Genomic DNA, 25,825 nt, shown 5'->3' on the forward strand with positions numbered 1-25,825 from the left:
GTGTTGGCCGGGCCTAGCGGGCGTAATCGGCGCCCATCCGGTCGAGCCTGCGCTTGAGCGCCGCGAACTCGCGGGTGCCGAGATCGGCCCCCAGGCCGGTCATCGCCTGCTTGTGGGTCAGATCCTGAACCGCCTTGCTCGGGAAATTCAGCGCGCCGCCCGCCTGGGCGGCGATCTGGATGCGGCAGGCCTGTTCGAGATAGAACATCATGATGAAGGCCTCGGGGATCGACCGCCCGCAGGCCAGCAGCCCGTGATTGCGCAGAATCAGCATCTGCTTGTCCGACCCCAGATCGGCCAGCAGACGCTTCTGCTCTTCCATGTTGAGCGCGAGACCCTCGAACTCGTGGTAACCGATCAGGTCCTTGTAGAGCAGCCCGGTCTGGCTGATCGGCAGCAATCCCTCGGCCTGTGCCGAAATGCCGACACCGGCGGTCGTGTGGGTATGGATGATGCAGGTCAGGTCGTGCCGTTCGCGGTGCACGCAGGAGTGAATCACGAACCCGGCCGGGTTGATCGGCGAGCCATCGCTCGAGATCACGTTGCCGTCCAGATCGACCTTCACCAGGTTCGACGCCGTCACCTCCTCGTAGAGCAGCCCGAAGGGGTTGAGCAGGAAATGCTCTTCCGGGCCGGGCACGCGCGCCGAGATGTGGTTGTAGATCAGATCATCCATTCCGAAATGCGCGATGAGCCGATATGCGGCGGCAAGGTCGATCCGGGTCTGCCATTCCTCCTGTGTCATGCCCGGTCGGGGGGTGGATTCGGCGCTGTCGAGCGGTGCCATTCGATGAACTCCTCCATTTGTTCGGCCCAAAGTGAACCCTCCCGCGGCAAGCCGGGCTTCGAACTGCCGCCAATCGGTATTTTCCGGGCGGAACGGTTTTTTGGGTGTTGCTAGAATACATGTTTAACGGCAATTTGAACAGGTGTTTGTTTGGCTGACTTCGCAAGCCGGTGCAAACAGCGATCCACAGCATCGCGCATCAGGGAGGAAACAGATGACGATCAACCGCAGGACATTCTTTCGCAATTCGGCAGCCGCAGGATTCGGCGCCACGGCCGCGACCCTGGCCACCCCTGCCCTTGCCCAGGGCAAGCGGCAGCTGACCATGGTCATGGCCTGGCCGCACAACTTCCCGGGCCTCGCCTCGATCGCCTACAACTGGGCCAAGGCCGTCGAGGAGCTGAGCGACGGAAATATCACCGTGAAGGTCAACGCCGCCGGCGAACTGGTCGGCGCCTTCGAGGTCTTCGACGCCGTGGGCCAGGGCACCGCCGACGCCTATCACGCCTCGCCCATGTTCCTGGCCGGCAAGTGGCAGGCGGCCACCTTCTTCGGACTCGTTCCCTTCGGGCTGAACGCCATGGAGCACTGCGCCTGGATGTATTTCGGCGGCGGCCAGGACCTGCAGGACAAGGCCTATCGTGAACTGCTGAACCTCAAGGCCTTCCCCTGCGGCCATACCGGCACCCAGATGGCGGGCTGGTTCACCAAGGAGATCAACAACCTGGAGGACTTCCAGGGGATCAAGATGCGCTCGTCGGGCATCGCCGGCGAGGTGATGCGCCGCGTCGGCGCCAGCGCGGTGATGATTCCCCCTCAGGAGATCTTCACCTCGCTGCAATCGGGCGCCATCGACGCGACCGAGCTGTGCTGCGCCTGGCTCGACAGCGCCAATGGGTTCCACCAATACGCCAAGTATTACTACACCCCCGGCTGGCAGGAGGTGAACAGCGCTGGCGAGATCGGCCTGAATGCCGACCTGTGGGACGATCTGAGCGCCCATGAGAAGCTGATCATGGACCACGCGGCCCGCTCGGCCAACTCGATCAACATCGGCGAATGGCCCTATTACAACGCCAAGGCGATGAACACGCTGCGCACCGAACACAAGGTCGACGTCCGCGGATATCCCGACGACGTGGTGCTGGCCCTTGCCAAGACCTCGCAGGAGGTCGTTGCCGAACTGGCCAATTCCGACGCCCACGCGGCCGAGATCTATGCCAGCTGGAAAGCCTACCGCGATGAGGCCATCCAGTATTCGGCCCTGGTCGACTACCCGATGTATCGCGCGCGCAAGCTGGCCTTCGAAGCCGGCGCCTGAGCGCGAAAAGGTCCGGCGCGCCATTCGCGCCGGACATCCAGCCTTTCTTGGAGTCACCCCATGCAGGCAATCGACAAGGTCATAGCCATGATCGATCGGATCACCGAAGTCTTCGGCCGTCTGATCTCGTGGCTGGTCCTTTACATGGTTCTGATGACCTTTGCGAACGTGGTGATGCGCTATGTCTTCGGCGTATCGATCATCTCGCTCTACGAATCCGTCCTCTACGCCTTCGCCATCGCGATGTCCTCGCTGGGCGGATGGGCGCTGTTGCGGGATCAGCATGTCCGGGTCGACATCTTCTACAGCGTGCTCGGCGCCCGCGGCAAAGCCATCGTCAACCTGGCGGGCACCGTGGTCTTCCTGGCGCCTATGCTCTGGGTGCTCTGGACCAGTTCGATTCCCTACATCGAACGCTCGTGGAAGCTGAAGGAAGCCTCGAACGAAGTGGCGGGGATTCCCTATCTCTACGTTCTCAAGACCTTCATCCTCGTCTTCGTGGCGCTGCTCGCCTTCCAGACGGTCTCCTTCTTCCTGCGGAACCTGCGGATCGCCCTGATCGGGCATGATCCGGCGACCGCCCCCAAAGCGGACGAGTGCTGATCCATGTTCGTCGAATACCTAGAACTATGGCTGTTTGTCGCCGTCTGCATCGCCATCCTGGCGGGCTTTCCGGTGGCCTTCACCCTTGCCGGCGTCGCGCTGGTCTTTGCCCTGATCGGCGACCTGCTGGGCGAGTTCCAGTTCCGGCAGCTGAACTTCCTGCCCCAGCGCATCTTCGGCATCATGTCGAACGAGGTGCTGATAGCTGCGCCGCTCTTCATCTTCATGGGCCTGGTCCTGGAGAAATCCAAGGTGGCCGAGGACCTGCTGAACTCGATGGCGGGGCTGTTCCGCGGGATGCGCGGCGGCCTGGCCCTGTCGGTGGTGATGGTTGGCATGATGATGGCCGCCTCGACCGGGATCGTCGGCGCCACCGTCGTGACCATGGGCCTGATCGCCTTGCCGGTCATGCTGAGGAACGGCTATGACCCAAGACTCGCCACCGGCACGATCTGCGCCTCGGGCACGCTGGGCCAGGTGATCCCGCCCTCGATCGTGCTGGTCTTCCTCGGCGATGTGCTGACCTATGCCAACCAGCAGGCCAACCTGAAGATGGGCAAGTTCGCCGGCAAGTCGGTGGGCGTCGGAGACCTCTTCGCCGGCTCGCTGATCCCCGGACTCATGCTTGTGATCCTCTACGCGGTCTACATCATCGCACTTGCGGCCATGCGCCCGGAACGGGCGCCGGTGCGCGTGTCGGACAACGAAGGCGCCGAACTCGACCGGCGCGAGAAGCTGCAGCTGCTGGTCAACGGCCTGCTTGCCCCCTCGGCGCTGATCATCGCGGTGCTCGGCTCGATCCTGGGTGGCATCGCGACACCGACCGAAGCCGCCGGCGTCGGAGCGGTCGGGGCGATCCTGCTCGCCGCCCTGCGCGCCCGGCCCGACCTCTCGACCTGGCTGCTCGGCGGGCTGGTCGCCGCCATCGCGCTGATGGTGCTGAACCAGTTCTTCCACCTGCTGCTGATGCGCGAGACCTTCACGCCCGGCGAAACCGCCGCCATGTGGGCCTCCTTCGCACTGCTGGGCGTCGTGGTCCTGGCCGTTCTGCTGTCCTGCTACATCCTGCTGCAGAGCGGGACGATGCGCTACGCGATGGAGGAAGCCGGCCGCGTGACGGCGATGATCTTCGCCATCCTCGTCGGGGCCAGCCTGTTCTCGCTGACCTTCCGCGGCCTCGGCGGCGAAGAGACCGTGCACCACATGCTCGACAGCCTGCCCGGCGGTCTGACCGGCGCGATGATCTTCGTCATGGCGCTGATGTTCGTGATGGGGTTCTTCCTCGATTTCCTCGAGATCATCTTCATCCTGGTGCCCATCGTCGGCCCTGCCCTGATCGTGATGGGGGCCGATCCGGTCTGGCTCGGCGTGATGATCGCGGTGAACTTGCAGACCTCGTTCCTGACCCCACCCTTCGGCTTCGCGCTGTTCTTCCTGCGCGGGGTGGCGCCACCCGAGGTCAAGACGCGGCACATCTACCAGGGGGTCATTCCCTTCATTCTTCTGCAGTTGCTCGGGCTCGTGCTGATCGCCTGCTTCCCCGCGCTGGCCACCTGGCTGCCGGAATATCTCTTCTCGCAGTGATCCACCCGCTGAACGACCACGGGCCCCGGCAGCTGCCGGGGCCCGATCCATTTTCACTCCTGCTATCTGTTGGACGAAAGTCAGTTCACCGTCGCGGCGCCATGGCCCAGGATCTGGCTCAGGAACAGCCGGGTCCGCTCGTTCTGCGGGTTGCCGAAGAAGGCTTCCGGCGTGTTCTCCTCGACGATGCGCCCGGCGTCCATGAAGATCACACGGTCGGCCACCTTGCGGGCAAAGCCCATCTCGTGGGTGACGCAGAGCATGGTCATGCCCTCTTCGGCGAGGCCCACCATCGTGTCCAGCACCTCGGAGATCATCTCGGGATCGAGCGCCGAGGTCGGTTCGTCGAACAGCATGATGCGCGGGCGCATGCAGAGGCTGCGCGCGATGGCGACCCGCTGCTGTTGCCCGCCCGAGAGCTGACCGGGGTATTTGTGCGCCTGGTCCGGGATCCGCACCTTTTCAAGGAAATGCATCGCCAGCGCCTCGGCTTCCTTGCGGGGCGTTCGACGCACGTTAATCGGGGCCAGCGTGCAGTTCTCCAGGATCGTCAGGTGCGGAAACAGGTTGAAGTGCTGAAAGCACATGCCGACCTCCGAGCGCACCGCGTCGATGTTCTTGAGGTCCGAGGTCAGCTCGATCCCGTCGACGATGATCCGACCGCGCTGGTGCTCTTCCAACCGGTTCACGCAGCGGATCAGCGTCGACTTGCCCGACCCGGACGGGCCGCAGATCACGATCCGCTCGCCCTTGGCCACCGTCAGGTTCACGTCGGTCAGCACCTGGAACTGCCCGTACCACTTGCTGACGTTCATCATCTCAAGCGCGGCGCCGTTGCCCATGTCTCCCATGTCGGATCCTCCGCCCCGGCGCCTAGTAGACCGCCTTGAGTTGCGACGCCGCCTGCCCGCCGGCCCGCACCGCCTCCACGCTGTCATGCAGGTCGGACAGGAACTGCGGGCGCGAGGGATCGTGCAGCATCGACATCATCGCATGCATCCCCTTGGGGCGGCTCGTCAGGCCCGCCAGCCAGCCGCGGGCGGTCATCTGCTCGGCCACGAGGTAGATGTCGAAAACGTCCGAGCCGAAGTTGATCAGCGTCAGGTCCGGGATGGAATGCATTTTCAGCCCGTCGATGGCGCAGATGCCCTCGACATAGGCGTCGGTCATCGTCGAGAGGCGCCGGGCCGCTTCGAAGTAGCCCGCTTCGCCCAGGTGGTTCAGCACTGCCCAGGCGCTGGCGACCGAACCGCCGGTGCGCGTGCCGGTCAGCGTGGCCGTATCGATCACCCCGCTCGGCCACGCGTCATGGCGGAAGCGCGAGCGTTCCAGGTCTGCCCCGTCTCGGAAGAAGACGGTCGAGGCCGATTTCGGGCAGAAACCGAACTTGTGCAGATCAGCCGAGAGCGAGCGCACCCCGGGAAAGCGGAAGTCGAAATCGGGCGTATCGCGGCCAATGCGGGTGAAGAACGGCGCGAGCCAACCACCGACGCAGGCGTCGACATGCAGCCAGACGCCAGCCTCCAGCGCGATCTTGCTCAGCTCCTCGATGGGATCGACCACGCCATGCGGGAAACAGGGGGCCGAGCCGACGATGGCGATGGTGCGCTCGTTGATGAGGCCCTTGAGTGCCGCCGTGTCGACCCGCAGGTCCGCCCGCAGCGGCGCGCGCAGGATATCGAGGTCCATCGCCGCCGCTGCCTTGTCGAAGGCCGGGTGCGCCGAGTCCGGCATCACGATGTTGAGGATCTCGCCACGCGGCGTGCCGGTCCTTGCACGATAGGCATCACGGGCGGATTTCATCGCGACGAAGATGCTCTCGCTGCCGCCGGTGGTAAAGGCGCCGGCCCCGCTGTCGGGGGCGTTGAACAGGTCCATGCCATAGTCCAGCACCTCGCGCTCCATCGACTGGATGCTCTTGAAGGCGCGTTTCTGTCCAAGGGCGTTTTCGCTGAAGAACTCGAAATAGGCCTTGCGGCCGATCTCGTAGGTGTCCTGATCGTAAAAGAAGACATAGAGCGGCGTGCGCCCTCCGCGCCAGTCGATGTCCTCTGCGGTACGCGCGATCATGTCCTGCTTCAGATCGTCCCAACCGCGCCCGCCGGCCGGGTAGGAAATGCGGTTCTGTGCCATTCGACTGTCCTTTGTCACTTGCTATGCGTTATATCAGTTTGGATCCAACCGGCCGCGCCGGTCAGTCCTTGAGCGCCAGGCAGAGGTTCTGCGCCCCCGCCGAGATGTCATGCACCACCGCCGCGCGCGAGGCCTGCACGTCTCCGCTGCGCAGGGCGGCGATGATGGTCTTGTGGTTCATGTAGCCGACCAGCCGCCGGCGATAGGTGTGCGACAGCAGGGTCCGGGTCGGCCCCACCCGCAGCCAGAGCGCGTCGATGATGTTCTTCAGAACATCCTGATCGGCCAGCTCATAGATGGTGTGGTGGAACTCGGAGTCGATCTGCAGCGCCTCGTTGAACTTCTCCGCCTCGATCAGCGCCTTCATCCGCTCGTTCAGCGCCTCGAGGTGATCCAGCACCTTCGCCGTGATGAAGGGCATCGCGGCCTCGGTCGCCAGCGGCTCCAGTGCCATGCGGATCCCGACCACCTCCTGGTATTTCGAGCGGCTGAGCAGCGGCACCAGGAAGGTGCGGGTTCCCGAAACCTCTAGCGCCGCCTCGTTGGCAAGCCGCATCATGGCCTCGCGCACCGGCGTCAGGCTGACCTCCATGTCGCGGCTGAGGCTGCGGGCGGTGATCTTCTGGCCCGGCTCCCACACGCCGCGCAGCAGTGCGAGGCGCAGCCTGTCATAGACCTTGTCGGTGAGCGTCGAGCCGCGGCTGACAGTGCCGATCACGGTTGCCGGATCCTTACTGTCTTCCTCCGCCGTCAGAGCCGCCATCAAAGCTTTCCTCTGTTCGATGCCCATCACCCGTTCCCCCTGGTGCTGCGCAACTTGGTTTCCACCCTGCGCCCGTACCACGAGATGCTGGCACACATTGCGACGTATATTGCACCGGCAAAGGCGAAGGCTTCAACGTAGAAACCGACCCAGTTGGGATCTGCCAGCGAGGCCTTGGCCGCCCCCAGGAGGTCCATCATTGCCACGATGACCACCAGCGACGTACCCTTCAGCGTGATGATAATCAGGCTGACAAAGGCCGGCAACACCAGTTCCACTGCCTGCGGCAGCACCACCTTGAACTGGGTTTTCCAATACCCGAGCCCCAGCGAGCTGGCCGCCTCGTGCTGGCCCTTGGGCACCGCCTGAAGCCCGCCGCGCAGCACCTCGGCCATGTAAGCCGCGGTGAAGATGACGATGCCGATGATCACCCGCACCAGCCCGCTAGGCGAGAACCCCTCCGGCAGCAGCAGCGGCATGGCCACCGAGGCCATGAACAGGATCGAGATCAGGGGCACACCGCGGATCAGCTCGACATAGATCACCGCTGCAATGCGGAAGACCGGCAGCCGGGACACACGGGCCAGCGCCACGGGCACCGCCACCAGCGCGCCGAAGAAGACGCCGAAGACGGTCAGGATGACGGTCAGCGGCAGCCCTCCCCAGGCGCTGCTATCGACGAACCGCAGCCCGAAGACGCCACCCCACATCAGCACGCTGTAGACGGCAAGCCCGATCACCCACCCCATGGCCAGCCTGCGGGTCCAGTAGAGCGGGTTCAGCGAGGCCAGCACCAGCGCCACGACGATCAGGGTCGCGATCACCGCGCGCCAGTGTTCGTCATAGGGATAGGTACCGAACAGGATCAGCCGCATCTTCGCGCCGATGAAGGCCCAGCAGGCACCACCCTCGGGCGGACAGGCGTTCATGTCGCTGCCGGTCCAGGTGGCCCGGATGACGGCCCAGTCCAGCAGCGGCGGAAGTGCCGTCACGATCAACGCCAGCATGGCGATATTGAGCACCAGCCCCAGCGGCGAGCGCATCTGCGCTCTGATCCAGGGCTTGATGCCCCTGCCCTCACCGGGAGGAAGCGTCACGCTGTGGTCCGTCATCGCGTCACCAGGGCCGCACGGGCGTTGAACCAGTTCAGGAACAGCGAGGTGCTGAGACTGATGGTCAGGAAGACCAGCATGATGATCGAGATGCACTCGATCGACTGGCTGGTCTCGGCCAGCGTCACGTTGGCCACCCGCACCAGCTCGGGATAACCGATCGCGACGGCGAGCGAACTTTCCTTGGTCAGATTCAGGAAGTTGTTGGAAATCGGCGGGATGATGATCCGCAGTGCCTGCGGGATCACCACCAGCCGCATCACCTGCCCGCGCTTGAGGCCCAGCGCCGTTGCCGCCTCGGTCTGGCCCTTCGGCACGCCCAGGATGCCGCCCCGGATAACCTCGGCGTTGAATGCCGCCGTGTAGAACGTCAGCCCGAGCAGCAGCGCCAGGAACTCGGGCGACACCGCCAGTCCGCCGCGAAAGTTGAAGCCCTTCAGCTCGGGCAGATCGAGAGACACCGTGGCCCCGCTCAGCAGGAAGGTCGCAATGGCCGGCAGCAGCAGCAGGCCCCAGAAGGCCCAGGCGATGTTACCGCGCGCCTGCGTGCGCAGCTTCCAGACCATCAGGGCAACGGCCATCACCAGCCCGGCCAGCAGCGCCAGGCCGATCTGCCCACCCGCACCGCCAAAATCGAGAGCGGGCAGGAACAGCCCGCGGTTGGACAGGTAGACCCCTTCCACCGGCGACAGCGCCTGCTTCACCCGAGGCAGGCTGGCGGTCAGGAAGGCGTACCAGAAAATGAGTTGCATCAGCAGCGGCACGTTGCGCGCGGTCTCGATGTAGAGCCGGCAGACCCGCGCCACCACGCTGCTGGGCGACAGTTGCCCGAGTGCGATGACCAGCCCGAGAGCGGTCGACAGGATGATGCCGAGCGCCGCGACCTTCAGCGTGTTGAGAATCCCGACGGCGAAAGCGCGCATGTATGTGTCGCCGGCCTTGTAGGCGATCAGGCTCTCGCCCAGCTCGAACGGTGCCTTCTCCCAAAGGAAACCATAGCCGGACTTGACCGAAAGCCGTTCCAGGTTGCTCTGCGCAACCAGGGTCAGCGCCACCAGCAGCGCGGCGACGCCAAGAACGAACAGCACCTGCGCCAGCGTGGTCGGGCGCGAGAGGGCCGCGGTGAGGCGCGCGAACGGGCGCGCGCCTCCTTGAGCATTTGCGGCCAGGTCGGCCATTACTGCCAGCCCGGCGCGAACAGCACACCGCCATCGCGGTGCAGCGCGTTCATCCCGCGCTCGACGCCCAGAGCCGAGTTCTTGCCCAGGTTCCGGTCGAAGAACTCGCCGAAGTTGCCGACGGCCTTGATCACGTTGACCATCCAGTCGTTGGAGACGCCCATGTCCTGCCCGACGTTGCCATCGGTGCCCAGGAAGTTGCGCACGTTCGGGTCCTGCGAGGTGGCGGCCATCTCTTCGACGTTGGCCTGGGTGATGCCCATCTCCTCGGCGGTGATCATGCCCCAGTGCATCCATTGCAGCACTTCACGCAGACGCGGAGAGCCCTCGCGGATCACCGGCGCCTCGTAGGATTTCGAAATGATGTCGCTCAGGATCACATGCTCGTCCGCCTGCCCCGACCGCAGGCGCCGGATCGCCATGTAGGGCGGCTCCTGGGTGACGGCGTCGCAGCGGCCGTCGAAATACATCGGGTACATCTGGTCGCCGCCCTCCGCGGCGACGGGGGTGAAGGTCATGCCCTTGTAGGCGAAGTATTCGGCCAGGTAGCGTTCCTGCGCCGAACCGCCCAGCACGCAGATGGTCGCTCCGTCGAGGTCGTCGACCGAGGTCACGCCGCTGTCCTTGCGGACCATGAAGCCCTGCCCGGTCATCAGGTTCGGCCCGATGAAGTCATAGCCCAGCGTGGTCTCGCGCGAGATGGTCTGGGTGACCGAGCGCGACAGGATGTCGATTTCGCCGGAATCCAGCGCCGGGAACTTCTGCGGACCGGTGAGCGCCACCAGCTTCAGCTTGCTCGGGTCGCCCAGGATTGCGGCGGCCGCGGCCTTGCAGAAATCGACGTCATAGCCGCTCCATTCGCCCTTGTCGTCGAGGAAGCCCACGCCGGGCAGGTAGTTCAGCGTACCGCAGGACAACTCGCCGCGCGCCTTGATGTCGTCGAGCAGGTCCGCATGAGCGGCGGTTGCACCGGTGACGGCCAGAATGGCGGCAGCGGCGATGGTTCTTAAGGACATGGTTCCCTCCGAGTGGTGATGCTGTTGGTAGCTTGTTCGGAACCGAATGGAAGTCCGGTTAAGCTTTGGCGATTCCGTCATATGATATATCAAAAATCAGTTTCCGATTCCGGTCAAGATGCTGCTGGCCGACCTCGGGAACACATTCCGCCGTCTCTCCGAAATAACAATTCGTTTCCATAGACTTGCGCCCCAAAGCTGCGTTCCATCGCAACGGGAAAGACACTCATTTCGTATGTCCGATAGCTCAGAACTTAGCCGACACACCTCGAAAATGCCCCTGACGCCGGTGGAAATTGAGGGGATTGGCGCGGCTCGAAGGCCGCGCCCACCGCCCGATAGCCCAGCAATCGGGGCGCCGATTCTGGCAATTGGATCGCAGGTTCGCCCTGCCGCACACGTCCCACCCTGCCCGGCAATTGGTCCGGAGAATAATCTTCCAAAATCACGACCAAGAAAGACGTGTTTCTTCCTTTGAAAAACACGATCAACTCTGTCGTTATTGTGGTGTCAGGCGGCGCTGGCGGCGTGACCGGGCGGGAACATCACCCGTGACCGAACTGCCGCGCCGCCGGCCTGGCACGAAATTTCGACTGGTTTCAGCAAAGGACAGACCATGCTACGCACCATCCAGATCGGCGCGCATACGCTCGCTCAGGGCCTTTTTGTCCGAAGTCTCGGCAATGGCCGGATCGAAATCGACGCGGGGGCCGAACGCATCTCCGGCTATCCGGTCGCGGCCAGCGCCGCCCTGCCGGCACGCAATCTGCGCGGCGCTCTCGTCGCCGCCGTTGCTGCCATCGCGCTTGCATTCGGCGGCAACGGACCGGCGCAGGCGCAGGACAGCGTCGAGCTCCTGAACGTCTCCTACGACCCGACCCGCGAGTTCTATCGGGACTATAACGAACTGTTCAAGGCCTGGTGGATCGCGCAGGGCAATGCGCCGGTCAGCATCCAGCAATCGCACGGCGGCGCCGGCGCGCAGGCACGGGCGGTGATCGACGGGCTGCAGGCCAGCGTCGTCACGCTCGCCCTGTCGGCGGACATCGACGCCATCGCCGAGCGCACCGGCAAGATCCCCGCCGACTGGCAATCGCGCCGGCCGCACAACTCCTCGCCCTATACATCGACCATCGTGTTCCTCGTCCGCGAGGGCAACCCCAAGGGCATCGCGGACTGGGACGACCTCGTGACCGGCGATGTGCAGGTCATCACGCCGAACCCCAAGACTTCGGGCGGCGCGCGCTGGAACTTCCTTGCCGCCTGGGGCTATGCCCAGCAGAACGGCCTCGATCCGCGCACCTTCGTGAGCACGCTCTACCAGAACGTGCCCGTCCTCGATACCGGCGCACGCGGTGCGACCACGACCTTCGCCCAACGTGGCGTGGGCGACGTGCTGCTGGCCTGGGAGAACGAGGCCTTCCTGGCCCTTAAGGAACTGGGCGAAGACAGTTTCGACATCGTGGTGCCGTCGGTCTCGATCCTCGCCGAACCTCCGGTGGCCCTGGTCGAGGGCAACATCACCTCGGATGCCCAGCGCGTGGTGGCCGAAGCCTATCTGGAGCATCTCTACAGCCCCGAGGCCCAGGCGCTGGCGCTCAAGCACTTCTACCGCGCCTGGGACCACTCGGCCGCCGCGCCCGAGGATTCCGCCCGCTTCCCCCAGGTGAAACTGGTGAACATCGCCGATTTCGGCGGCTGGCCGGTGGTGCAGAAGGAATATTTCGGCGACGGCGGCATCTTCGACCAGATCTACAAGGAGTAAATGATGAGGGCTGGCATTCTCCGCTCGCCCTCACCCCTTCCGGGGTTCGGGCTGAGCTTCGGAATCATTATGGCAATCCTGTCCATCGTGGTCCTGCTCCCCATCGGCGCGCTGCTGGGGCGCGGGTTGATGATCGGTCCCGCAGACCTATGGAGCATGGTGAATTCGCGCCGGATCTGGTCGGCGCTGGCGCTTTCCTTCCGCGCGGCGCTGGTCGCCTCACTGTTCAACCTCGTCTTCGGGTTGCTTCTGGCCTGGGTGCTGGTGCGCTACCGGTTCTGGGGACGCCGGTTCATCGATGCGGCGGTGGACCTGCCTTTCGCCCTTCCGACGGCAGTCGCGGGCATCGCCCTGACCGCGCTCTATGCCCCGAACGGCCCTTTCGGCCAGGCGCTGGCGCCGCTCGGCATCCGAGTCGCCTACACCGAGGCGGGGATCTGGGTCGCGCTGGTCTTCATCGGGCTGCCCTTCGTGGTGCGCACCGTTCAGCCGGTGATCGAGCAGCTCGAACCGGACCTCGAGGAAGCCAGCGCCACGCTCGGAGCGCGCCGCCCCTACACGCTGCGCCGGGTGGTCCTGCCGACGCTGACGCCGGCGCTGCTCACCGGCTTCGCGCTCTGCCTGGCGCGCTCGGTCGGAGAATACGGTTCGGTCATCTTCATCGCCGGCAACATCCCGAACGTGACCGAGATCGCGCCACTGCTGATCGTGATCCGCCTCGAGGAATACAACTACGACGCCGCGGCCGCGATCGGGATCGCCATGCTGCTGATCTCCTTCGCCATGCTGCTCGCCATCAACGCGATCCAGGTCTGGAGCCGGCGGAGGATCGGTCTTGTCTGACCTGTCCGCCGCGCGCCGCGACAACGCCCTTTCCACGGAGCCATGAATGTCCGTCGTCCCCCTCTCGCGCCCTGTGCCGGTCACGACCGAACCGCGCCCGACCCGCCACCTGCTGATCGGCCTGGCCGTCGGCTTTGTCGCCCTGTTCCTCTTTGCCCCGCTCGTCACCGTCTTCGCCGAGGCGCTGCGGCAGGGCTGGGTCGCCTCGGTGCAGGCACTGGCCTCGCCCGATGCGCGCTCGGCGATCAGGCTCACGCTGATCGTCGCTGCGATCACCGTGCCGCTGAACGCGGTCTTCGGCATCGCTGCGGCCTGGGCCATCACCAAGTTCGACTTCCGCGGCAAGGCCTTCCTCATCACCCTCATCGACCTGCCCTTCTCGGTCTCGCCAGTTGTCGCGGGCCTCGCGCTCATCCTGCTGGTCGGCGCCAACTCTTCCTTCGGAGCCTGGCTGGCGGCAAACGATCTCAAGATCGTCTTTGCCTTCCCCGGCATCGTGCTCGCCACGATGTTCGTGACCTTCCCCTTCGTCGCCCGCGAGCTGATCCCCGTGATGGTCGAACAGGGCCGCGCCGAGGAAGAGGCCGCGCTGACCCTTGGCGCGTCCGGCTGGCGCAGCTTCTTCACCGTAACGCTGCCCAATATCCGCTGGGCGCTGCTCTACGGCGTGCTGCTCTGCAACGCCCGCGCCATGGGCGAGTTCGGCGCAGTTGCCGTCGTCTCGGGCAAGATCCGCGGCGAGACCACGACCATGCCGATCATGATCGAGATGCTCTACAACGAATATCTCTCCGTTGCGGCCTTCTCACTCGCCGCCGTGCTGGCGTTGCTCGCCCTGCTGACCCTGCTTCTGAAATCCCTGCTCGAATGGCGCCATGCAGACCTGCTGGCGGCCACCCGGCGTCACTGAGAAAGGATCGACCATGAACATCGAGATCGAGGAACTGGCCAAGGAATTCGGCACCGAGCGGGCGCTCTACCCGGTGTCGATCTCCATCCCCTCCGGCGCGCTGATCGCGCTTCTGGGGCCGTCCGGATCGGGCAAGACGACGCTGCTGCGGATCCTCGCCGGGCTGGAATTTCCAACCTCGGGGCGCGTGCTCTTCGGCGGGCAGGATGCCACCGGGCTTTCGGTGCAGGAGCGGCGCGCGGGCTTCGTATTCCAGCACTATGCCCTGTTCAAGCACATGACGGTCTTCGAGAATGTCGCCTACGGGCTGCGCGCGCGTCCCCGCAAGGAGCGGCCGACCGAGGCCGAGATTGCCCGCCGCGTGAACCGGCTGCTCGACCTGATCCAGCTGCCCGACATCGGCGGCCGCTATCCCAATCAGCTCTCGGGGGGGCAGCGTCAGCGGGTGGCCCTGGCCCGCGCGCTGGCCATCGAACCGCGCATGTTGCTGCTCGACGAACCCTTCGGCGCGCTCGACGCCAAGGTCCGCAAGGAACTCCGCCAGGGCCTGCGCGAGATCCACGACCGGACCGGCCTCACCACCGTCTTCGTCACCCACGACCAGGACGAGGCGATGGAGATCGCCGATCTCGTCGTCTTCATGTCGAAGGGCCACATCGAGCAGATGAGCGTCATGCCCCCCGCCGGAAAGGCCCGCGCCGTGCCGGTTGCGCCGCGATAGCGCGGGTTGCCGCCCGGCGGATTTGGCAGCGCGTTGGGGGCACATCCTGACGCGCCCCCACGCGGCTGCCATTGACGCCTGCCTGGCCAGGGACCATGCGCGCTTCACCTGAGGAAGAAAACCACCGTCATCGCCGCGCCCACCGCCGTGATGAACAGCCTCAGCAACGCCGGGTTGGTGATATGGCGGGACAGCGCCGCCCCCAGGTAGCCCCCGACCGCACAGGCTGCCCCGAGCACCAGCGCATGTTCCCAGGCGATCAGCCCCGCACCGATGTAGAGCACCACCGAGACCAGCGAGAGCACCGCCGAGACCAGGTTCTTCAGCCCGTTCATTTCCCTGAGATCGGTCAGGCCCAGAAAGCCGAGCGCGGCGAGCAGCAGGATCCCGACACCGCCGTTGAAATATCCGCCATAGGTGGTGACGGCAGTCAGCACACCGGCGGCCACGGCCCGCCCCGGCGCACCGAACCCTCTGCGCGCCAGCACCGCGGTGATCCTGGGGCCAGAGGCGAAGATCACCGTCGCGAAGGCAAGAAGCCAGGGCACGACGCCCTCGAAGACCTCGCCGGGCGTCACCAGCAGCAGCAGCGCGCCAAGAACGCCCCCGGCCGTCGCGGTACCGAGCACCAGCGCCAGCGGCAGGCTCCGACTGGCCCGGATGTCATGGCGAAACGCCCAGGCGCTGCCGATATAGCCGGGCAAGGCGGCAAGCGTCGCCGTCGCATTGGCGGTGATCGGCGGAACGCCGGCCCAGACCAGCGCCGGAAACGACAGGAAGGTGCCGCCCCCCGCCACCGCGTTAAGGGCTCCGGCCGCCAGACCGGCGAGAATAAGCGTGAGAATCGTGAGCATCTTGCACCTGCACCGAGAATCGATGCCGGGGTGTTGTCTATTGCTCGATTGGTCTGCAAATTGGTCTGCATGACGGGATGTTCGACATGAGCCGGATCACGGCCAGCACGGCGCTCGCGCAATTGCGCGATGTGCTCGACCGGCTGGCGCCGCACCCCGGCGACCGGCTGCCGACCGAACGCGAGCTGAGTCTTCAGATGGGATGCAGCCGCCAGACCCTGCGGCTGGCGCTAGCCCGGCTCGAGGAAGAGGGCGAGATCTGGCGGATGGTGGGCAAGGGCACCTTCCGGGGCCGCCCCCCGCTTGGCCATTCGATCCGCGAGACGGTTCTGCTCCAGGCCGCCTCGGCCGAGCAGCTCATGCAGGCAAGGTTGATGATCGAACCCGCCATCGCCGGCGAAGCGGCGAAGCGCGCCAGCTCGGCCGAAGTGGACTATTTGACGCGCCGGGTCGAGGCCGGGCGGCGGGCGTCCAGCCGCTCGGAAGCCGAGGCCGCCGACGCGCAGTTTCACCGGGGCGTGGCCGAGGTGGCCGCGAACCCGGTGCTGGCCGGGCTGCTGGCCTACCTCGCCGAGGCGAGGCGCCGCGCGGCCTGGCAGCACGAATGGGACCGGACCTATCGCCGGATCGGAGTCGAGGAATTCACCGGCCTGCACAGCGACCAGCACGCCGCCGTGGTGGCCGCGATCGCCGAGGGCGATGCAGGCGCCGCCGAGCAGGAGATGCGCCGCCACCTGGAAACCATCGCAACGGCCATGCGCCGCGACCGGCCTTCGGGCTGACCTGCCCGGCTCTGCGGCAAACCAGTCAATGCCGCGCTGGCAGGCGCGACGGCCGGCGGCGACGGCAATCCACGCAGGCGGTCACGCCGCCCGCCGACGCGGGCAGAGAAGACCCACAGCGCCGGCATGACAGGCGGATCACCGGAACCGCCGGAAACAGGCTGCGCCGGCAGCCGGGACATCGATGCGCGGCCGCCCGCGGAATGGCTTCCGCGCAGGACGGGCAATGGGTGGGAAGTCGATCTTGCATGTCGCTCTCGCATCTCGGGGATTAGGGGCGCCGGCGCACCGGCAGACGCAACCCGGAAGGAGAGCCCCGGTCTCAGGACCGCGCCACTCTCCCTCCGGGCGGGACATGGGCCTCGTCGAGACCTCGCGCTCCGGTCGTCATGTCACGCCGCGCCCGCGCCGGTACCGGACCCGGCCACCCTCAGGACCCTCAGCACACGGGTCTCTCCGCCCCGCGTCTGCCACGGCAGCGAGGCCCCTTCGGCCAGCCCGATCAGGGCCACGCCGATCGGTGTCAGTACCGAGATCAATCCGCGCGAAATGTCGGCCTCCTCCGGGAAGACCGGCGTCACCGTCTTCTCCTCCCCGGAGACTTCGTCCAGGTAGGTGACCGCGCGGCCCATGCTCACGACATTCACCGGCAGCCGCGCCGCGGACACGATCCTGGCGCGGCCAAGCTCCTCCAGCAACTGGTCAGCCAGCTCGGGCGTGCGGTTGTATGCGCCCTCGGCCAGGGCTTCGAGACGTTCCAGCGTCTCCTCGGCGATCACGATCTTCGCCCGCCGCGCGGTGCGGCCGGATATTCTCTGTGACTTGTTCATTGCCATCTCCTTTTCGCCTTTCGGCATGTTCGATTGTCTTGCGGACCCTGCCGCCCGGTCAGGCGGCGTCATCCCCCTGTGGCGGAGTCACATCCAGCACGACGACGGTGTCGATCTCGCCGTCGTCCCGCAGCAGCGGGGTCTTCTGCAGCACGCGCATCCCGATCAGGGTCGCCCCCAGCAGCGAGGCCACCAGGATACGCCCCGGCAACGGCATCGCCTGCATCGAAAGCTCGCCCGAACGCGCGCCTTCGCCGCTGATCATGTACGTGACGATACTCCCGGCCACGACCAGACCGGCCGGCGCCGGCTCGGGCGCACCGCGCGCCGAGCGCAGCTTGTGGCGCAGCAGACCGTCGAGGATCGACGGGTTCGGCGCGTGGCGCGTTGCCTTGTTGTCAAGCAGCCGCTCGATGCCCAGCCGGTCGGCTACGGTCAGGTGATAGGCCCCTGGCTCGAAGTGGTCATGGGCCGTACGAGGGGACCCGCCGAAGGACGGGTAGTGGATCTTGTTGATGGACATGGTCGTCTCCCGGGGGCCGAAGCGCCCGCTATCTCAGGTGAAGGATGTGAGATGGCCCCGGGTGGTCGAAGGCGCGACTAAGCGCAGACCGCCCGGGGTGCCGGGCGGTTGAGAAGCAGAAACCGGTAATGATTCTCGTGCTTGACCATGCTCTGAAGGTAGTCACTGGATTCTGTCTGTCAACTTGGGGGCCTTTGCCGGCGTTGCGGGAAAAAGCGGAACACCGCCATCGCAAGCGAACCACCCCTGCCCACCTGCACCGCCACTATATGAGCCAGCCTCATGATCCTGCTGCAAATGTTGAATTTGCTGCCAGTGCCAGGATTGACTATGTGCAGGGCGCAAACGATGGAAAGACAATGCCCAGCTTCAACTTGCCGCCGACCGACACCTACCAAGCCATTGCCCGCGCCGCGCGCGACCGGATCCTGATCCTCGACGGCGCGATGGGCACCCAGATCCAGACGCTTGGGCTGGACGAAGAGGCCTACCGCGGCCACGGCGGGCACAGCTGCGCGATCCATTCCGACCACCCGCAGAAGGGCAACAACGACCTGCTGATCCTGACCCAGCCGCAGGCGGTCGAGGATATCCACTATGCCTTCGCCAAGGCCGGGGCGGATATCGTCGAGACCAATACCTTCTCGTCCACCACCATCGCCCAGGCCGATTACGCGATGGAACAGGCGGTCTTCGACCTCAACGCCGAGGGCGTGCGCGTCGCGCGGCGCGCGATCGACCGCGCCACCGCCGAGGACGGCAAGCCGCGCTGGGTCGCCGGGGCGGTCGGGCCGACCAACCGCACCGCCTCGATCAGCCCGGACGTGAACGACCCCGGCTATCGCGCCGTCACCTTCGACGACCTGCGCCGCGCCTATGGCCAGCAGATCCGCGGGCTGATCGCCGGCGGCGCCGACCTGATCCTGATCGAGACGATCTTCGACACGCTGAATGCCAAGGCGGCGATCTTCGCGGCCTTCGAGGCCTTCTCCGAGCACGGCAAGCGCCTGCCGATCATGATCTCGGGCACCATCACCGATGCATCGGGCCGCACCCTCTCGGGGCAGACGCCGACCGCCTTCTGGCACTCGGTCCGCCACGCCCGCCCCTTCACCGTCGGGCTGAACTGCGCGCTTGGCGCCGATGCCATGCGACCTCACCTCGCCGAACTGGCCAGCGTGGCCGACACGCTGATCTGCGCCTATCCCAACGCCGGCCTGCCCAATGCCTTCGGCCAGTATGACGAACAGCCCGAGGACACTGCCCGCAAGGTCGAGGTCTTCGCCCGCGAAGGTCTGGTCAACGTCGTCGGCGGCTGCTGCGGCACCACCCCCGACCACATCCGCGCGATTGCAGAACATGTCGCCGCCCATTCACCGCGCAAGATCGGGGAGATGGCCGATGCGTGAACCCCTGCTCAGGCTCTCGGGCCTCGAACCCTTCGTGCTGACCCGCGACATCCCCTTCGTCAACGTCGGCGAACGCACCAATGTCACCGGCTCGGCCCGCTTCCGCAAGCTCATCACCAACCGCGACTATGCCGCGGCGCTGGACGTGGCCCGCGACCAGGTCGAGAACGGCGCGCAGATCATCGACATCAACATGGACGAGGGGCTGATCGACTCGAAACAGGCGATGGTCGATTTCCTCAACCTCGTCGCCGCCGAGCCCGACATCGCCCGCGTGCCGGTGATGATCGATAGCTCCAAGTGGGAGGTGATCGAGGCCGGCCTGCAATGCGTGCAGGGCAAGCCGGTGGTGAACTCGATCTCGCTCAAGGAAGGCGAAGAGGCCTTCCGCCATCACGCCGGCCTCTGCCTGGCCTATGGCGCCGCCGTGGTGGTCATGGCCTTCGACGAGACCGGCCAGGCCGACAGCTTCCAGCGCAAGACCGAGATCTGCGCCCGCGCCTACCGGATCCTGACCGAAGAGGTCGGCTTCCCGCCCGAGGACATCATCTTCGACCCGAACATCTTCGCGGTGGCCACCGGCATCGAGGAGCATGACAACTACGGCGTCGACTTCATCGAGGCGACCCGCTGGATCAGGCAGAACCTGCCGCATTGCCACGTCTCGGGCGGCGTCTCGAACCTCTCGTTCAGCTTCCGCGGCAACGAGCCGGTGCGCGAGGCAATGCACGCGGTCTTCCTCTACCACGCCATCAAGGCGGGGATGGACATGGGCATCGTCAACGCCGGCCAGCTGGCGGTCTACGACCAGATCGACCCCGACCTGCGCGAGGCCTGCGAGGACGTGGTGCTGAACCGCGCGCCGGCCAATGGCGGCAACCCGACCGAGAACCTTCTCGAGATCGCCGAACGGTTCAAGGGCGACAAGAAGGAAGAGAAGAAGCGTGACCTGAAATGGCGCGAATGGCCGGTCGAGAAGCGGCTGGAACACGCACTGGTCAACGGCATCACCGAATTCGTCGAGGAAGACACCGAGGCCGCCCGCCAGGCCGCCGAAAAGCCGCTCGACGTGATCGAGGGGCCGCTGATGGCCGGCATGAACGTGGTCGGCGACCTCTTCGGCGCCGGCAAGATGTTCCTGCCGCAGGTGGTCAAGTCGGCCCGCGTTATGAAACAGGCGGTCGGCGTACTGCTGCCCTACATGGAAGCCGAAAAGGACGGCCGCCGCGAAACCGCCGGCCGCGTGCTGATGGCCACCGTCAAGGGCGACGTCCACGACATCGGAAAGAACATCGTCGGCGTCGTTCTGGCCTGCAATAACTACGAGATCATCGACCTCGGCGTCATGGTGCCGCCGCAGAAGATCCTTGCCGAGGCGAAGGAGCGCAAGGTCGACATCATCGGCCTCTCGGGTCTCATCACCCCCTCGCTCGACGAGATGGTGCATATGGCGGCCGAGCTGGAACGCGAAGGCTTCGACGTGCCGCTGCTGATCGGCGGGGCGACCACCTCGAAGGTGCATACCGCGGTGAAGATCTCGCCGCGCTACCAGCGCAGCCAGGCGGTCTATGTCACCGACGCCAGCCGCGCGGTGGGCGTGGTCTCGGCGCTGCTCAGCAAGACGCAGAAGCAGCCCTATGTCGATGGCATCCGCGCCGAATACGCCGAGGTGGCCGAACGCCACGAACGCGCCGAGCGGGCCAAGCAGCGCCTGCCGCTGGCGGCGGCGCGGGCCAATGCGATGCAGATCGACTGGACCGGCTACAGCGTCCCCGAACCCCGGTTCACCGGCGCCCGCGTGGTCAACGACTGGGACCTGGCCGAGATCGCCCGCTTCATCGACTGGACGCCCTTCTTCCAAACCTGGGAGCTCAAGGGCGTCTATCCGCGAATCCTCGAGGACGCGACTTATGGCGAGGCGGCGCGCAATCTCTTCGCCGACGCCCAGGCCATGCTGAAGCAGATCATCGAGGGCAATTGGTTCGGCCCCCGTGCGGTTGTCGGCTTCTGGCCCGCGAACCGGCAAGGCGACGACATCCGCCTGTTCCGCGACCCCGGGCGCAGCGAGACGCTGGCCACGCTGCACACGCTGCGCCAGCAATCCTCCAAGCGCCGCGACAGCCCGAACCTCGCGCTGGCCGATTTCGTCGCCCCCGCAGGCGTCGACGACTGGGTCGGCGGCTTCGTGGTGACGGCAGGCGCGGAAGAGGTCGCCATCTCGGAACGCTTCGAGAAGGCGGGCGACGACTATTCCTCGATCATGGTCAAGGCGCTGGCCGACCGCTTTGCCGAGGCCATGGCCGAGATGCTGCACCAGCGCGTCCGGCGCGAGTTCTGGGGCTATGCCAAGGACGAGACCTTCGCACCGCAAGAGCTGATCGGCGAACCTTATCGCGGCATCCGCCCGGCTCCCGGCTATCCGGCGCAGCCCGACCATACCGAAAAGCGGACGCTGTTCTCGCTGCTCGACGCCGCCGCCAATGCCGGGGTCGAGCTGACCGAGAGCATGGCGATGATGCCCGGTTCCTCGGTTTCGGGCCTCTACATCGGCCATCCCGACGCCTATTACTTCGGCGTCGCCAAGGTGGAACGCGACCAGGTCGCGGATTACGCCGCGCGCAAGGGCATGACGTTCGAAGAGGCCGAACGCTGGCTTGCGCCGATCCTCAACTATCGCCCCGGCGACAGCGCGGCCATCGCCGCGGAATGAGCGTGGCCCCGGCCGGACAGGATCCGGCCGGGGCTCAGCCGACCTCTTCCATGCGGATGTCCGGCCGCTCGCCGCCCAGCCCGGCAAAGGCCAGCTGGCGGCAGGAAAACACGATGATCTGCTGCTCCATCGCCACCCGGTTCAGCGCGGTGAACATCTTCACGATGCGCTCGTCGTCGGAATAGACCAGCGCATCGTCCAGGATGATCGGCAGGTGCTGCCCGCGCCGCGCGAAGAGCCGCGCAAAGGCCAGCCGGGTCAGAATGGCGATCTGCTCCTGCGTCCCGCCCGAGAGCGTGTCGAAGGCCTCGGTCTCGCCCCCCCGGCGCAGCGCGCCCGGCATGATGCTGTCGGTCTCCCAGTCGATCCCGGCATCCTCGTGCAGGATGCGCAGCAGCGGGCGCAGCTCGTCCTGCACCGGCTCGAAATAGGCCTCGCGCGCCCCCGCACGGGCGGTTTCCAGCGCATCGCGCAGCCGCACCAGCGCATCCACCTCGGCCTGAAAGCGCGCCGCCCGCTCGGTCGCGGCGGCCAGCCGCCCGGCCACCTCGTCGCGGCGTTCCTCGACGCCCTCCTCGGCGCGGGTGTCGATCCGGGCCGAGAGGTCGGCGCGGCGCTCGACCAATTGCTCGCGGCGGCGGCGGGCGTTGTCGAAGGCGGTCTCGGCGCGCTTGAGGTTGGCCGCCGCCGTGGCCGCATCGGGCGCATCGGCGGCCAGGCGATCAAAGGCCGCCTGCCGGGTCGCGGTCTCGGCGCGGGCCCTGTCCGCCGCCTCGGCCAGCGCGGCCAGGCGCGCCGTCCTGTCCTCGGCCGGCCCGGCGGCGGCCTCGGCCGAGGCGTGCGCATCCCGCGCCGCGGCGAGCGCGCTGGCCGAGGCGGCCGCCGCCTCGCGCGCATCACCGATCTGCGCCGCCAGCGAGGCGAGCCGCCCGCGCGCCTCGGCCTCCTGCGTCTCGGCTGCCTCCAGCGCGGCGGCGATCTCCTCGACCGGGCGCACCGGCGCATGGGTCGCCCCCTTCACCGTCTCGCGGAAGCTGGCCAGCTCGCGTTCCAAGGCATCGACCCCCACGGGCGCCAGCGAACGCTGCATCTGCTCGGCAAGCTTGGCCGCCGCCTCGTCGGCCTGCCGCGCCTGCGCCCGCTGGCGCGCCGCGGAAAGCGTGTCCGCGCCACAGGCCGCCAGCGCCTCGGCCTCGGCGGCCAGCGCCATCGCCAGACGGCGCTGCGCCTCCTCCGTATCCGTGCCCTGCGGCAGGTCGACATGCAACCGGCCGATGCCCGGCATCTCGATCTCGGCGCCATGCTCCAGCGCGATCGCCTCGCCCCCCGGCAGCGGCTGGCCCGCCTGCATGAGCCGCGTCTCGCCGCTGTAGGTGACGGTCAGGCGCGGCAGACTGGCGGCGATGGCGCCGCGCAGGGCGGCAACCTCGGCCACCGCCGCCTCGGCCAAGGCGAGCGCGCGCGGCGTCGCCGGGTTGTCGGCGATGCGTTCGCGCATTTCGGCGGCGGCGGCGATATGGGCGCGCACTTCCTCAAGCAGCTTGGACAGCCGTTCCGCCTCGTCACGGGCACGCTTTACCCGCTCGGCCCGCTCGGCCTGCGTCAGCTCGGCCCGCAGGGCCCGCGCCGCCGCTACGGCCTGCTCCAATGCTCTGGCCAGCCCCGCCTCGCCCGCGCGCAGGTCATCCAGCGCCGCTCCCGCTTTGGCCTGAAGCGCCTCGGCCTTCGCCAGCCCCTCGGCCGCCGTCCCGGCCGCGACGATGGCATCGGCAAGGCCCCTGCGCTGCCGCTCGGCCTCGCCCTGCCGCATCGCTGCCAGGTCCAGCTCGCCCTTGGCGGCGGCAATCTTCTGGGCATGGCTTTCGGCCGCCTGGGCGGCAACGCGCGCCTCCCTCAGGTCACTCTCGCGCCGCGCCTTCTCGGCCGGGTCGTCCAGGCGCTGCAACTCGCCCTCGATCCGCCGCCGCTCGGCCAGCGCTTCGGCCAGGTCGCTGCATTGCTGCTCCAGCACCGCAAGCTCCGCCTCCAGCGCCTTTCGCGCCTCCTCGGTCTCCTTGAACGCGCCCTTGGGCGACAGCCGGGCGCCGGTCGCCAGCGCATCGAGGTCCTCCTGGCAGCGCCGCAGGATGCGGTCCATCGTGCGCCCGCCGGTCACCTGCTCGATCTCGCCTGCAACCGAGCTCAGCAGGTCGCGCCGCGCCTCGGTCAGCCGGTCCTTCTCTGATTTCTTGCCGTCCAGCGGTTCCAGCCCCAGCACCCCCTGCCGCACCCAGAGCAGCCCCGCGGGCCCCTGTTCGGCGGCGGCGACATGCTGCGCCATCCAGTCCTCGGCCTCACCGTCGCGGGCGATGACCGTGCCCCGGTCGAGGTCGGTGACCGTGGCCCCCTTCTGCGCCAGGAACCGCTTCTCAACCCGGTAGCGCCCACTCTCCAGCTCAAAGTCGAGTGTGATGCGCACGCCCCCCCCGGCGCGCGGGCGCAACTTCTGGATTTCGCCCGAGGTGCCGGTGTGCTTTTCAAAGACCACCGCGTGGATCGCGTCGAAGAAGGTCGACTTGCCGAACTCATTGGCCTCCGAGATCACCGTGATCCCATCGCCGATGCCGGCAATCGACACCCGCCTGCCACCGAATTTCCGAACATTCTCAAGGGTAAGCGCGCGGATCTTCATTTGACGTCCATGGCATAGGTGTACAGCCGGCTCAGCGCGGCGGCGGCAGTGGCGTCGCCCGCATCGGCCGCGGCGGCCAGCGCCTCTGCGGCATCGCGCACCGCGCCCCGCTCGTCGATCCCGGCGAGGTCGGTGGTGTCATGGCTGACAGCAAGCGCCGAGAGATCGCTGTCGGCCCAGAGGAAATCGGGCGCGACATCGGCAATGGCATGGGCCAGCGCCGCCTGCGCGGCCAGCCGCACGCGGCCCGCGGCGCGGATATCCAGCAGCGTGCGCTCGCGCTGGCCCAGCGGCGGCAGCGCCCCGGCCAGCCGCGACGGCGCATCCTCGGCCTCCAGCAGGTCAAGGACCAGCCGCGTCCAGGCGATCTGCCCGGTCTCGACCTCGCGCACCTCGGGCGTCGCCCCCGGCGCGGCGATTGTCACCAGCAGCGCCCCGGCGGGGCGGTGCGGCTTGAAGCTGTCAGGCTCGGGCGCGCCGGAATACCAGGTGTTCGCCGTCACCTCGATCCGGCCATGCCAGTCCCCGAACCCGAGATAGTCGAGCCCCGCCCGCCGCGCCCGGTCCGGCGCGATCACCGCGCCACCCTCGCCGCCCATCTCCTCGACCGAGCGGAAATCGCGAATCGACCCATGCGCCAGGCCGATGCGGATGGCCTCGCCGGTCGGCGCCGCATCCATCCACTCGGTCAGGTCGCGCCCCGGCGTCTTGGTCGTGCAGGGCGCCGGCAGCAGCACCGCGCCGGGCGCCAGTTCCACCGGCGCAGGCTCCAGCGCCAGCGCCACGTTGGCTGGGCGCTCGCGCGCCAGCGTGCCCCAGATCTCGACCGCGCCGAGGTGGTCATGGTTGCCCGGCATCAGCACCCAGGTCAGGTCGTCCTGCCCGGCTATGGCGTTCATCGCCTGGCGCAGGGTGGCGCGCTGCGGCGTCATGGTGTCGAAGATATCGCCGGCCAGCAGCACATGGCTCGCCCCGCCCGCGCGAGCCGCCTCGCCCAGCCGGGCGATGCTGTCCTGCCGGGCCTGGCGCAGGCGGTGGCGCACCTCTTCGGGGAAGCCGCCGAAGGGCTTGCCCAGATGCAGGTCAGAGCTGTGCAGCACACGGATCATCGCCGGGTCAATCCCGGCATCCGAAGGGTCTGTTGCATCGGTTCGGCCTTCCATTCCAATTCACGGCGATTCGCACACCGCGGCCAGTCTGCACGGCAAGGGTGACGAAATCGGTCACGCCAATCTGCATCGGATGGCAACCGGATGCCACCGCGAGGATGCGCGGATCGGCATTTCGGAACAGGCCGGAGGCAAGGCAGG

22 protein-coding genes are annotated in these 25,825 nt (G+C 66.9%); 10 read left to right on the forward strand and 12 right to left on the reverse strand.

Going from position 1 to position 25,825, the window contains the following annotated elements:
• Positions 1 to 13 precede the first annotated feature (13 nt).
• Positions 14 to 787 (reverse strand): class II aldolase/adducin family protein, encoded by a 774-nt coding sequence (locus tag IE266_RS08275; protein WP_189679596.1) that lies wholly within the window; start codon positions 785 to 787, stop codon positions 14 to 16.
• Positions 788 to 1,001: 214 nt separating this feature from the next.
• Here IE266_RS08275 and IE266_RS08280 point away from each other — a divergent pair, with 214 nt between their 5' ends.
• The 3 genes from IE266_RS08280 to IE266_RS08290 are packed head-to-tail and all read left to right on the forward strand — an operon-like array spanning position 1,002 to position 4,295.
• Positions 1,002 to 2,108 (forward strand): TRAP transporter substrate-binding protein, encoded by a 1,107-nt coding sequence (locus tag IE266_RS08280; protein ID WP_189679597.1) that lies wholly within the window; start codon positions 1,002 to 1,004, stop codon positions 2,106 to 2,108.
• Positions 2,109 to 2,168: 60 nt separating this feature from the next.
• On the forward strand, positions 2,169 to 2,711 hold the full coding sequence (locus IE266_RS08285) for a TRAP transporter small permease subunit (RefSeq protein ID WP_189679598.1): 543 nt from the start codon (positions 2,169 to 2,171) through the stop codon (positions 2,709 to 2,711).
• Positions 2,712 to 2,714: 3 nt separating this feature from the next.
• On the forward strand, positions 2,715 to 4,295 hold the full coding sequence (locus IE266_RS08290) for a TRAP transporter large permease (RefSeq protein WP_189679599.1): 1,581 nt from the start codon (positions 2,715 to 2,717) through the stop codon (positions 4,293 to 4,295).
• 80 nt (positions 4,296 to 4,375) lie between these two features.
• Here the strand turns inward: IE266_RS08290 and IE266_RS08295 are convergent, their stop codons facing one another.
• The 6 genes from IE266_RS08295 to IE266_RS08320 all read right to left on the reverse strand — a co-directional run bounded on the left by IE266_RS08295 (position 4,376) and on the right by IE266_RS08320 (position 10,497).
• Positions 4,376 to 5,146, reverse strand: coding sequence for an amino acid ABC transporter ATP-binding protein (locus IE266_RS08295; protein WP_373310547.1), 771 nt, complete (start codon positions 5,144 to 5,146; stop codon positions 4,376 to 4,378).
• 22 nt (positions 5,147 to 5,168) lie between these two features.
• Positions 5,169 to 6,428 carry a pyridoxal phosphate-dependent decarboxylase family protein gene (locus tag IE266_RS08300; RefSeq protein WP_189679600.1) on the reverse strand — a complete coding sequence of 420 codons (1,260 nt, stop codon included), beginning with the start codon at positions 6,426 to 6,428 and terminating at the stop codon, positions 5,169 to 5,171.
• Between the two features lie 61 nt (positions 6,429 to 6,489).
• Positions 6,490 to 7,191 carry a GntR family transcriptional regulator gene (locus IE266_RS08305; protein WP_189679601.1) on the reverse strand — a complete coding sequence of 234 codons (702 nt, stop codon included), beginning with the start codon at positions 7,189 to 7,191 and terminating at the stop codon, positions 6,490 to 6,492.
• Between the two features lie 26 nt (positions 7,192 to 7,217).
• The gene (locus IE266_RS08310) at positions 7,218 to 8,303 is read right to left on the reverse strand and encodes an amino acid ABC transporter permease (protein ID WP_189679602.1); all 1,086 of its coding nucleotides are present in this window, start codon (positions 8,301 to 8,303) and stop codon (positions 7,218 to 7,220) included.
• Positions 8,300 to 9,481, reverse strand: a complete 1,182-nt coding sequence (locus tag IE266_RS08315; protein ID WP_189679603.1) for an amino acid ABC transporter permease — start codon at positions 9,479 to 9,481, stop codon at positions 8,300 to 8,302. Before IE266_RS08315 ends, IE266_RS08310 begins: the two co-directional genes overlap by 4 nt.
• Positions 9,481 to 10,497: an amino acid ABC transporter substrate-binding protein gene (locus IE266_RS08320; protein WP_189679604.1), complete on the reverse strand. Its 1,017-nt coding sequence runs from the start codon at positions 10,495 to 10,497 to the stop codon at positions 9,481 to 9,483. The genes IE266_RS08315 and IE266_RS08320 overlap by 1 nt, the downstream gene beginning before the upstream one ends.
• A gap of 616 nt (positions 10,498 to 11,113) precedes the next feature.
• Between IE266_RS08320 and IE266_RS08325 the strand changes: the two genes are divergently transcribed.
• The 4 genes from IE266_RS08325 to IE266_RS08340 are packed head-to-tail and all read left to right on the forward strand — an operon-like array spanning position 11,114 to position 14,736.
• Entirely contained in the window at positions 11,114 to 12,262 is a 1,149-nt protein-coding gene (locus IE266_RS08325; protein WP_189679605.1) for a sulfate ABC transporter substrate-binding protein, read from the forward strand.
• Positions 12,263 to 12,265: 3 nt separating this feature from the next.
• A complete protein-coding gene (gene cysT / locus IE266_RS08330; RefSeq protein ID WP_189679606.1) occupies positions 12,266 to 13,105 on the forward strand; it encodes a sulfate ABC transporter permease subunit CysT in 840 nt (279 codons plus the stop codon).
• A gap of 46 nt (positions 13,106 to 13,151) precedes the next feature.
• Positions 13,152 to 14,015, forward strand: coding sequence for a sulfate ABC transporter permease subunit CysW (cysW, locus tag IE266_RS08335; RefSeq protein ID WP_189679607.1), 864 nt, complete (start codon positions 13,152 to 13,154; stop codon positions 14,013 to 14,015).
• Positions 14,016 to 14,028: 13 nt separating this feature from the next.
• Positions 14,029 to 14,736 carry a sulfate/molybdate ABC transporter ATP-binding protein gene (locus IE266_RS08340; protein ID WP_189679608.1) on the forward strand — a complete coding sequence of 236 codons (708 nt, stop codon included), beginning with the start codon at positions 14,029 to 14,031 and terminating at the stop codon, positions 14,734 to 14,736.
• A 104-nt stretch (positions 14,737 to 14,840) separates the two neighbouring features.
• On the opposite strand, the gene IE266_RS08345 is transcribed toward IE266_RS08340, so the two are convergent.
• Complete coding sequence (locus IE266_RS08345) at positions 14,841 to 15,590, reverse strand: sulfite exporter TauE/SafE family protein (protein ID WP_189679609.1); 750 nt, start codon at positions 15,588 to 15,590, stop codon at positions 14,841 to 14,843.
• 86 nt (positions 15,591 to 15,676) lie between these two features.
• Between IE266_RS08345 and IE266_RS08350 the strand changes: the two genes are divergently transcribed.
• Positions 15,677 to 16,372, forward strand: coding sequence for a FadR/GntR family transcriptional regulator (locus tag IE266_RS08350; RefSeq protein WP_189679610.1), 696 nt, complete (start codon positions 15,677 to 15,679; stop codon positions 16,370 to 16,372).
• Between the two features lie 392 nt (positions 16,373 to 16,764).
• Here the strand turns inward: IE266_RS08350 and rnk are convergent, their stop codons facing one another.
• Together rnk and IE266_RS08360 are read right to left on the reverse strand one after the other, a co-directional pair.
• A complete protein-coding gene (gene rnk, locus IE266_RS08355) occupies positions 16,765 to 17,202 on the reverse strand; it encodes a nucleoside diphosphate kinase regulator (protein WP_189679611.1) in 438 nt (145 codons plus the stop codon).
• A 58-nt stretch (positions 17,203 to 17,260) separates the two neighbouring features.
• Positions 17,261 to 17,725, reverse strand: coding sequence for a GreA/GreB family elongation factor (locus tag IE266_RS08360; RefSeq protein WP_189679612.1), 465 nt, complete (start codon positions 17,723 to 17,725; stop codon positions 17,261 to 17,263).
• 359 nt (positions 17,726 to 18,084) lie between these two features.
• On the opposite strand from IE266_RS08360, the gene IE266_RS08365 reads away from it, so the two are divergent.
• Positions 18,085 to 19,134, forward strand: coding sequence for a homocysteine S-methyltransferase family protein (locus IE266_RS08365; RefSeq protein WP_189679613.1), 1,050 nt, complete (start codon positions 18,085 to 18,087; stop codon positions 19,132 to 19,134).
• A complete protein-coding gene (gene metH, locus IE266_RS08370) occupies positions 19,085 to 21,844 on the forward strand; it encodes a methionine synthase (RefSeq protein WP_229863947.1) in 2,760 nt (919 codons plus the stop codon). The genes IE266_RS08365 and metH overlap by 50 nt, the downstream gene beginning before the upstream one ends.
• A 34-nt stretch (positions 21,845 to 21,878) precedes the next feature.
• Here the strand turns inward: metH and IE266_RS08375 are convergent, their stop codons facing one another.
• Together IE266_RS08375 and IE266_RS08380 are read right to left on the reverse strand one after the other, a co-directional pair.
• A complete protein-coding gene (locus tag IE266_RS08375) occupies positions 21,879 to 24,461 on the reverse strand; it encodes an AAA family ATPase (RefSeq protein WP_189679615.1) in 2,583 nt (860 codons plus the stop codon).
• Positions 24,462 to 24,511: 50 nt separating this feature from the next.
• A complete protein-coding gene (locus IE266_RS08380; RefSeq protein ID WP_189679616.1) occupies positions 24,512 to 25,624 on the reverse strand; it encodes a metallophosphoesterase family protein in 1,113 nt (370 codons plus the stop codon).
• Between the last annotated feature and the right edge of the window lie 201 nt (positions 25,625 to 25,825).

This window comes from Seohaeicola zhoushanensis, assembly GCF_014656415.1.
GTDB classification, from domain to species: Bacteria; Pseudomonadota; Alphaproteobacteria; order Rhodobacterales; family Rhodobacteraceae; genus Seohaeicola_A; species Seohaeicola_A zhoushanensis.

Bases quoted from the DNA above. Each gene is read 5' to 3' on its own strand.
- IE266_RS08275 (WP_189679596.1), bottom strand. From the start codon at position 787: ATGGCACCGCTCGACAGCGCCGAATCCACCCCCCGACCGGGCATGACA.
- IE266_RS08280 (WP_189679597.1), top strand. From the start codon at position 1,002: ATGACGATCAACCGCAGGACATTCTTTCGCAATTCGGCAGCCGCAGGA.
- IE266_RS08285 (WP_189679598.1), top strand. From the start codon at position 2,169: ATGCAGGCAATCGACAAGGTCATAGCCATGATCGATCGGATCACCGAA.
- IE266_RS08290 (WP_189679599.1), top strand. From the start codon at position 2,715: ATGTTCGTCGAATACCTAGAACTATGGCTGTTTGTCGCCGTCTGCATC.
- IE266_RS08295 (WP_373310547.1), bottom strand. From the start codon at position 5,146: ATGGGAGACATGGGCAACGGCGCCGCGCTTGAGATGATGAACGTCAGC.
- IE266_RS08300 (WP_189679600.1), bottom strand. From the start codon at position 6,428: ATGGCACAGAACCGCATTTCCTACCCGGCCGGCGGGCGCGGTTGGGAC.
- IE266_RS08305 (WP_189679601.1), bottom strand. From the start codon at position 7,191: ATGGCGGCTCTGACGGCGGAGGAAGACAGTAAGGATCCGGCAACCGTG.
- IE266_RS08310 (WP_189679602.1), bottom strand. From the start codon at position 8,303: ATGACGGACCACAGCGTGACGCTTCCTCCCGGTGAGGGCAGGGGCATC.
- IE266_RS08315 (WP_189679603.1), bottom strand. From the start codon at position 9,481: ATGGCCGACCTGGCCGCAAATGCTCAAGGAGGCGCGCGCCCGTTCGCG.
- IE266_RS08320 (WP_189679604.1), bottom strand. From the start codon at position 10,497: ATGTCCTTAAGAACCATCGCCGCTGCCGCCATTCTGGCCGTCACCGGT.
- IE266_RS08325 (WP_189679605.1), top strand. From the start codon at position 11,114: ATGCTACGCACCATCCAGATCGGCGCGCATACGCTCGCTCAGGGCCTT.
- cysT (WP_189679606.1), top strand. From the start codon at position 12,266: ATGAGGGCTGGCATTCTCCGCTCGCCCTCACCCCTTCCGGGGTTCGGG.
- cysW (WP_189679607.1), top strand. From the start codon at position 13,152: ATGTCCGTCGTCCCCCTCTCGCGCCCTGTGCCGGTCACGACCGAACCG.
- IE266_RS08340 (WP_189679608.1), top strand. From the start codon at position 14,029: ATGAACATCGAGATCGAGGAACTGGCCAAGGAATTCGGCACCGAGCGG.
- IE266_RS08345 (WP_189679609.1), bottom strand. From the start codon at position 15,590: ATGCTCACGATTCTCACGCTTATTCTCGCCGGTCTGGCGGCCGGAGCC.
- IE266_RS08350 (WP_189679610.1), top strand. From the start codon at position 15,677: ATGAGCCGGATCACGGCCAGCACGGCGCTCGCGCAATTGCGCGATGTG.
- rnk (WP_189679611.1), bottom strand. From the start codon at position 17,202: ATGAACAAGTCACAGAGAATATCCGGCCGCACCGCGCGGCGGGCGAAG.
- IE266_RS08360 (WP_189679612.1), bottom strand. From the start codon at position 17,725: ATGTCCATCAACAAGATCCACTACCCGTCCTTCGGCGGGTCCCCTCGT.
- IE266_RS08365 (WP_189679613.1), top strand. From the start codon at position 18,085: ATGCCCAGCTTCAACTTGCCGCCGACCGACACCTACCAAGCCATTGCC.
- metH (WP_229863947.1), top strand. From the start codon at position 19,085: ATGTCGCCGCCCATTCACCGCGCAAGATCGGGGAGATGGCCGATGCGT.
- IE266_RS08380 (WP_189679616.1), bottom strand. From the start codon at position 25,624: ATGATCCGTGTGCTGCACAGCTCTGACCTGCATCTGGGCAAGCCCTTC.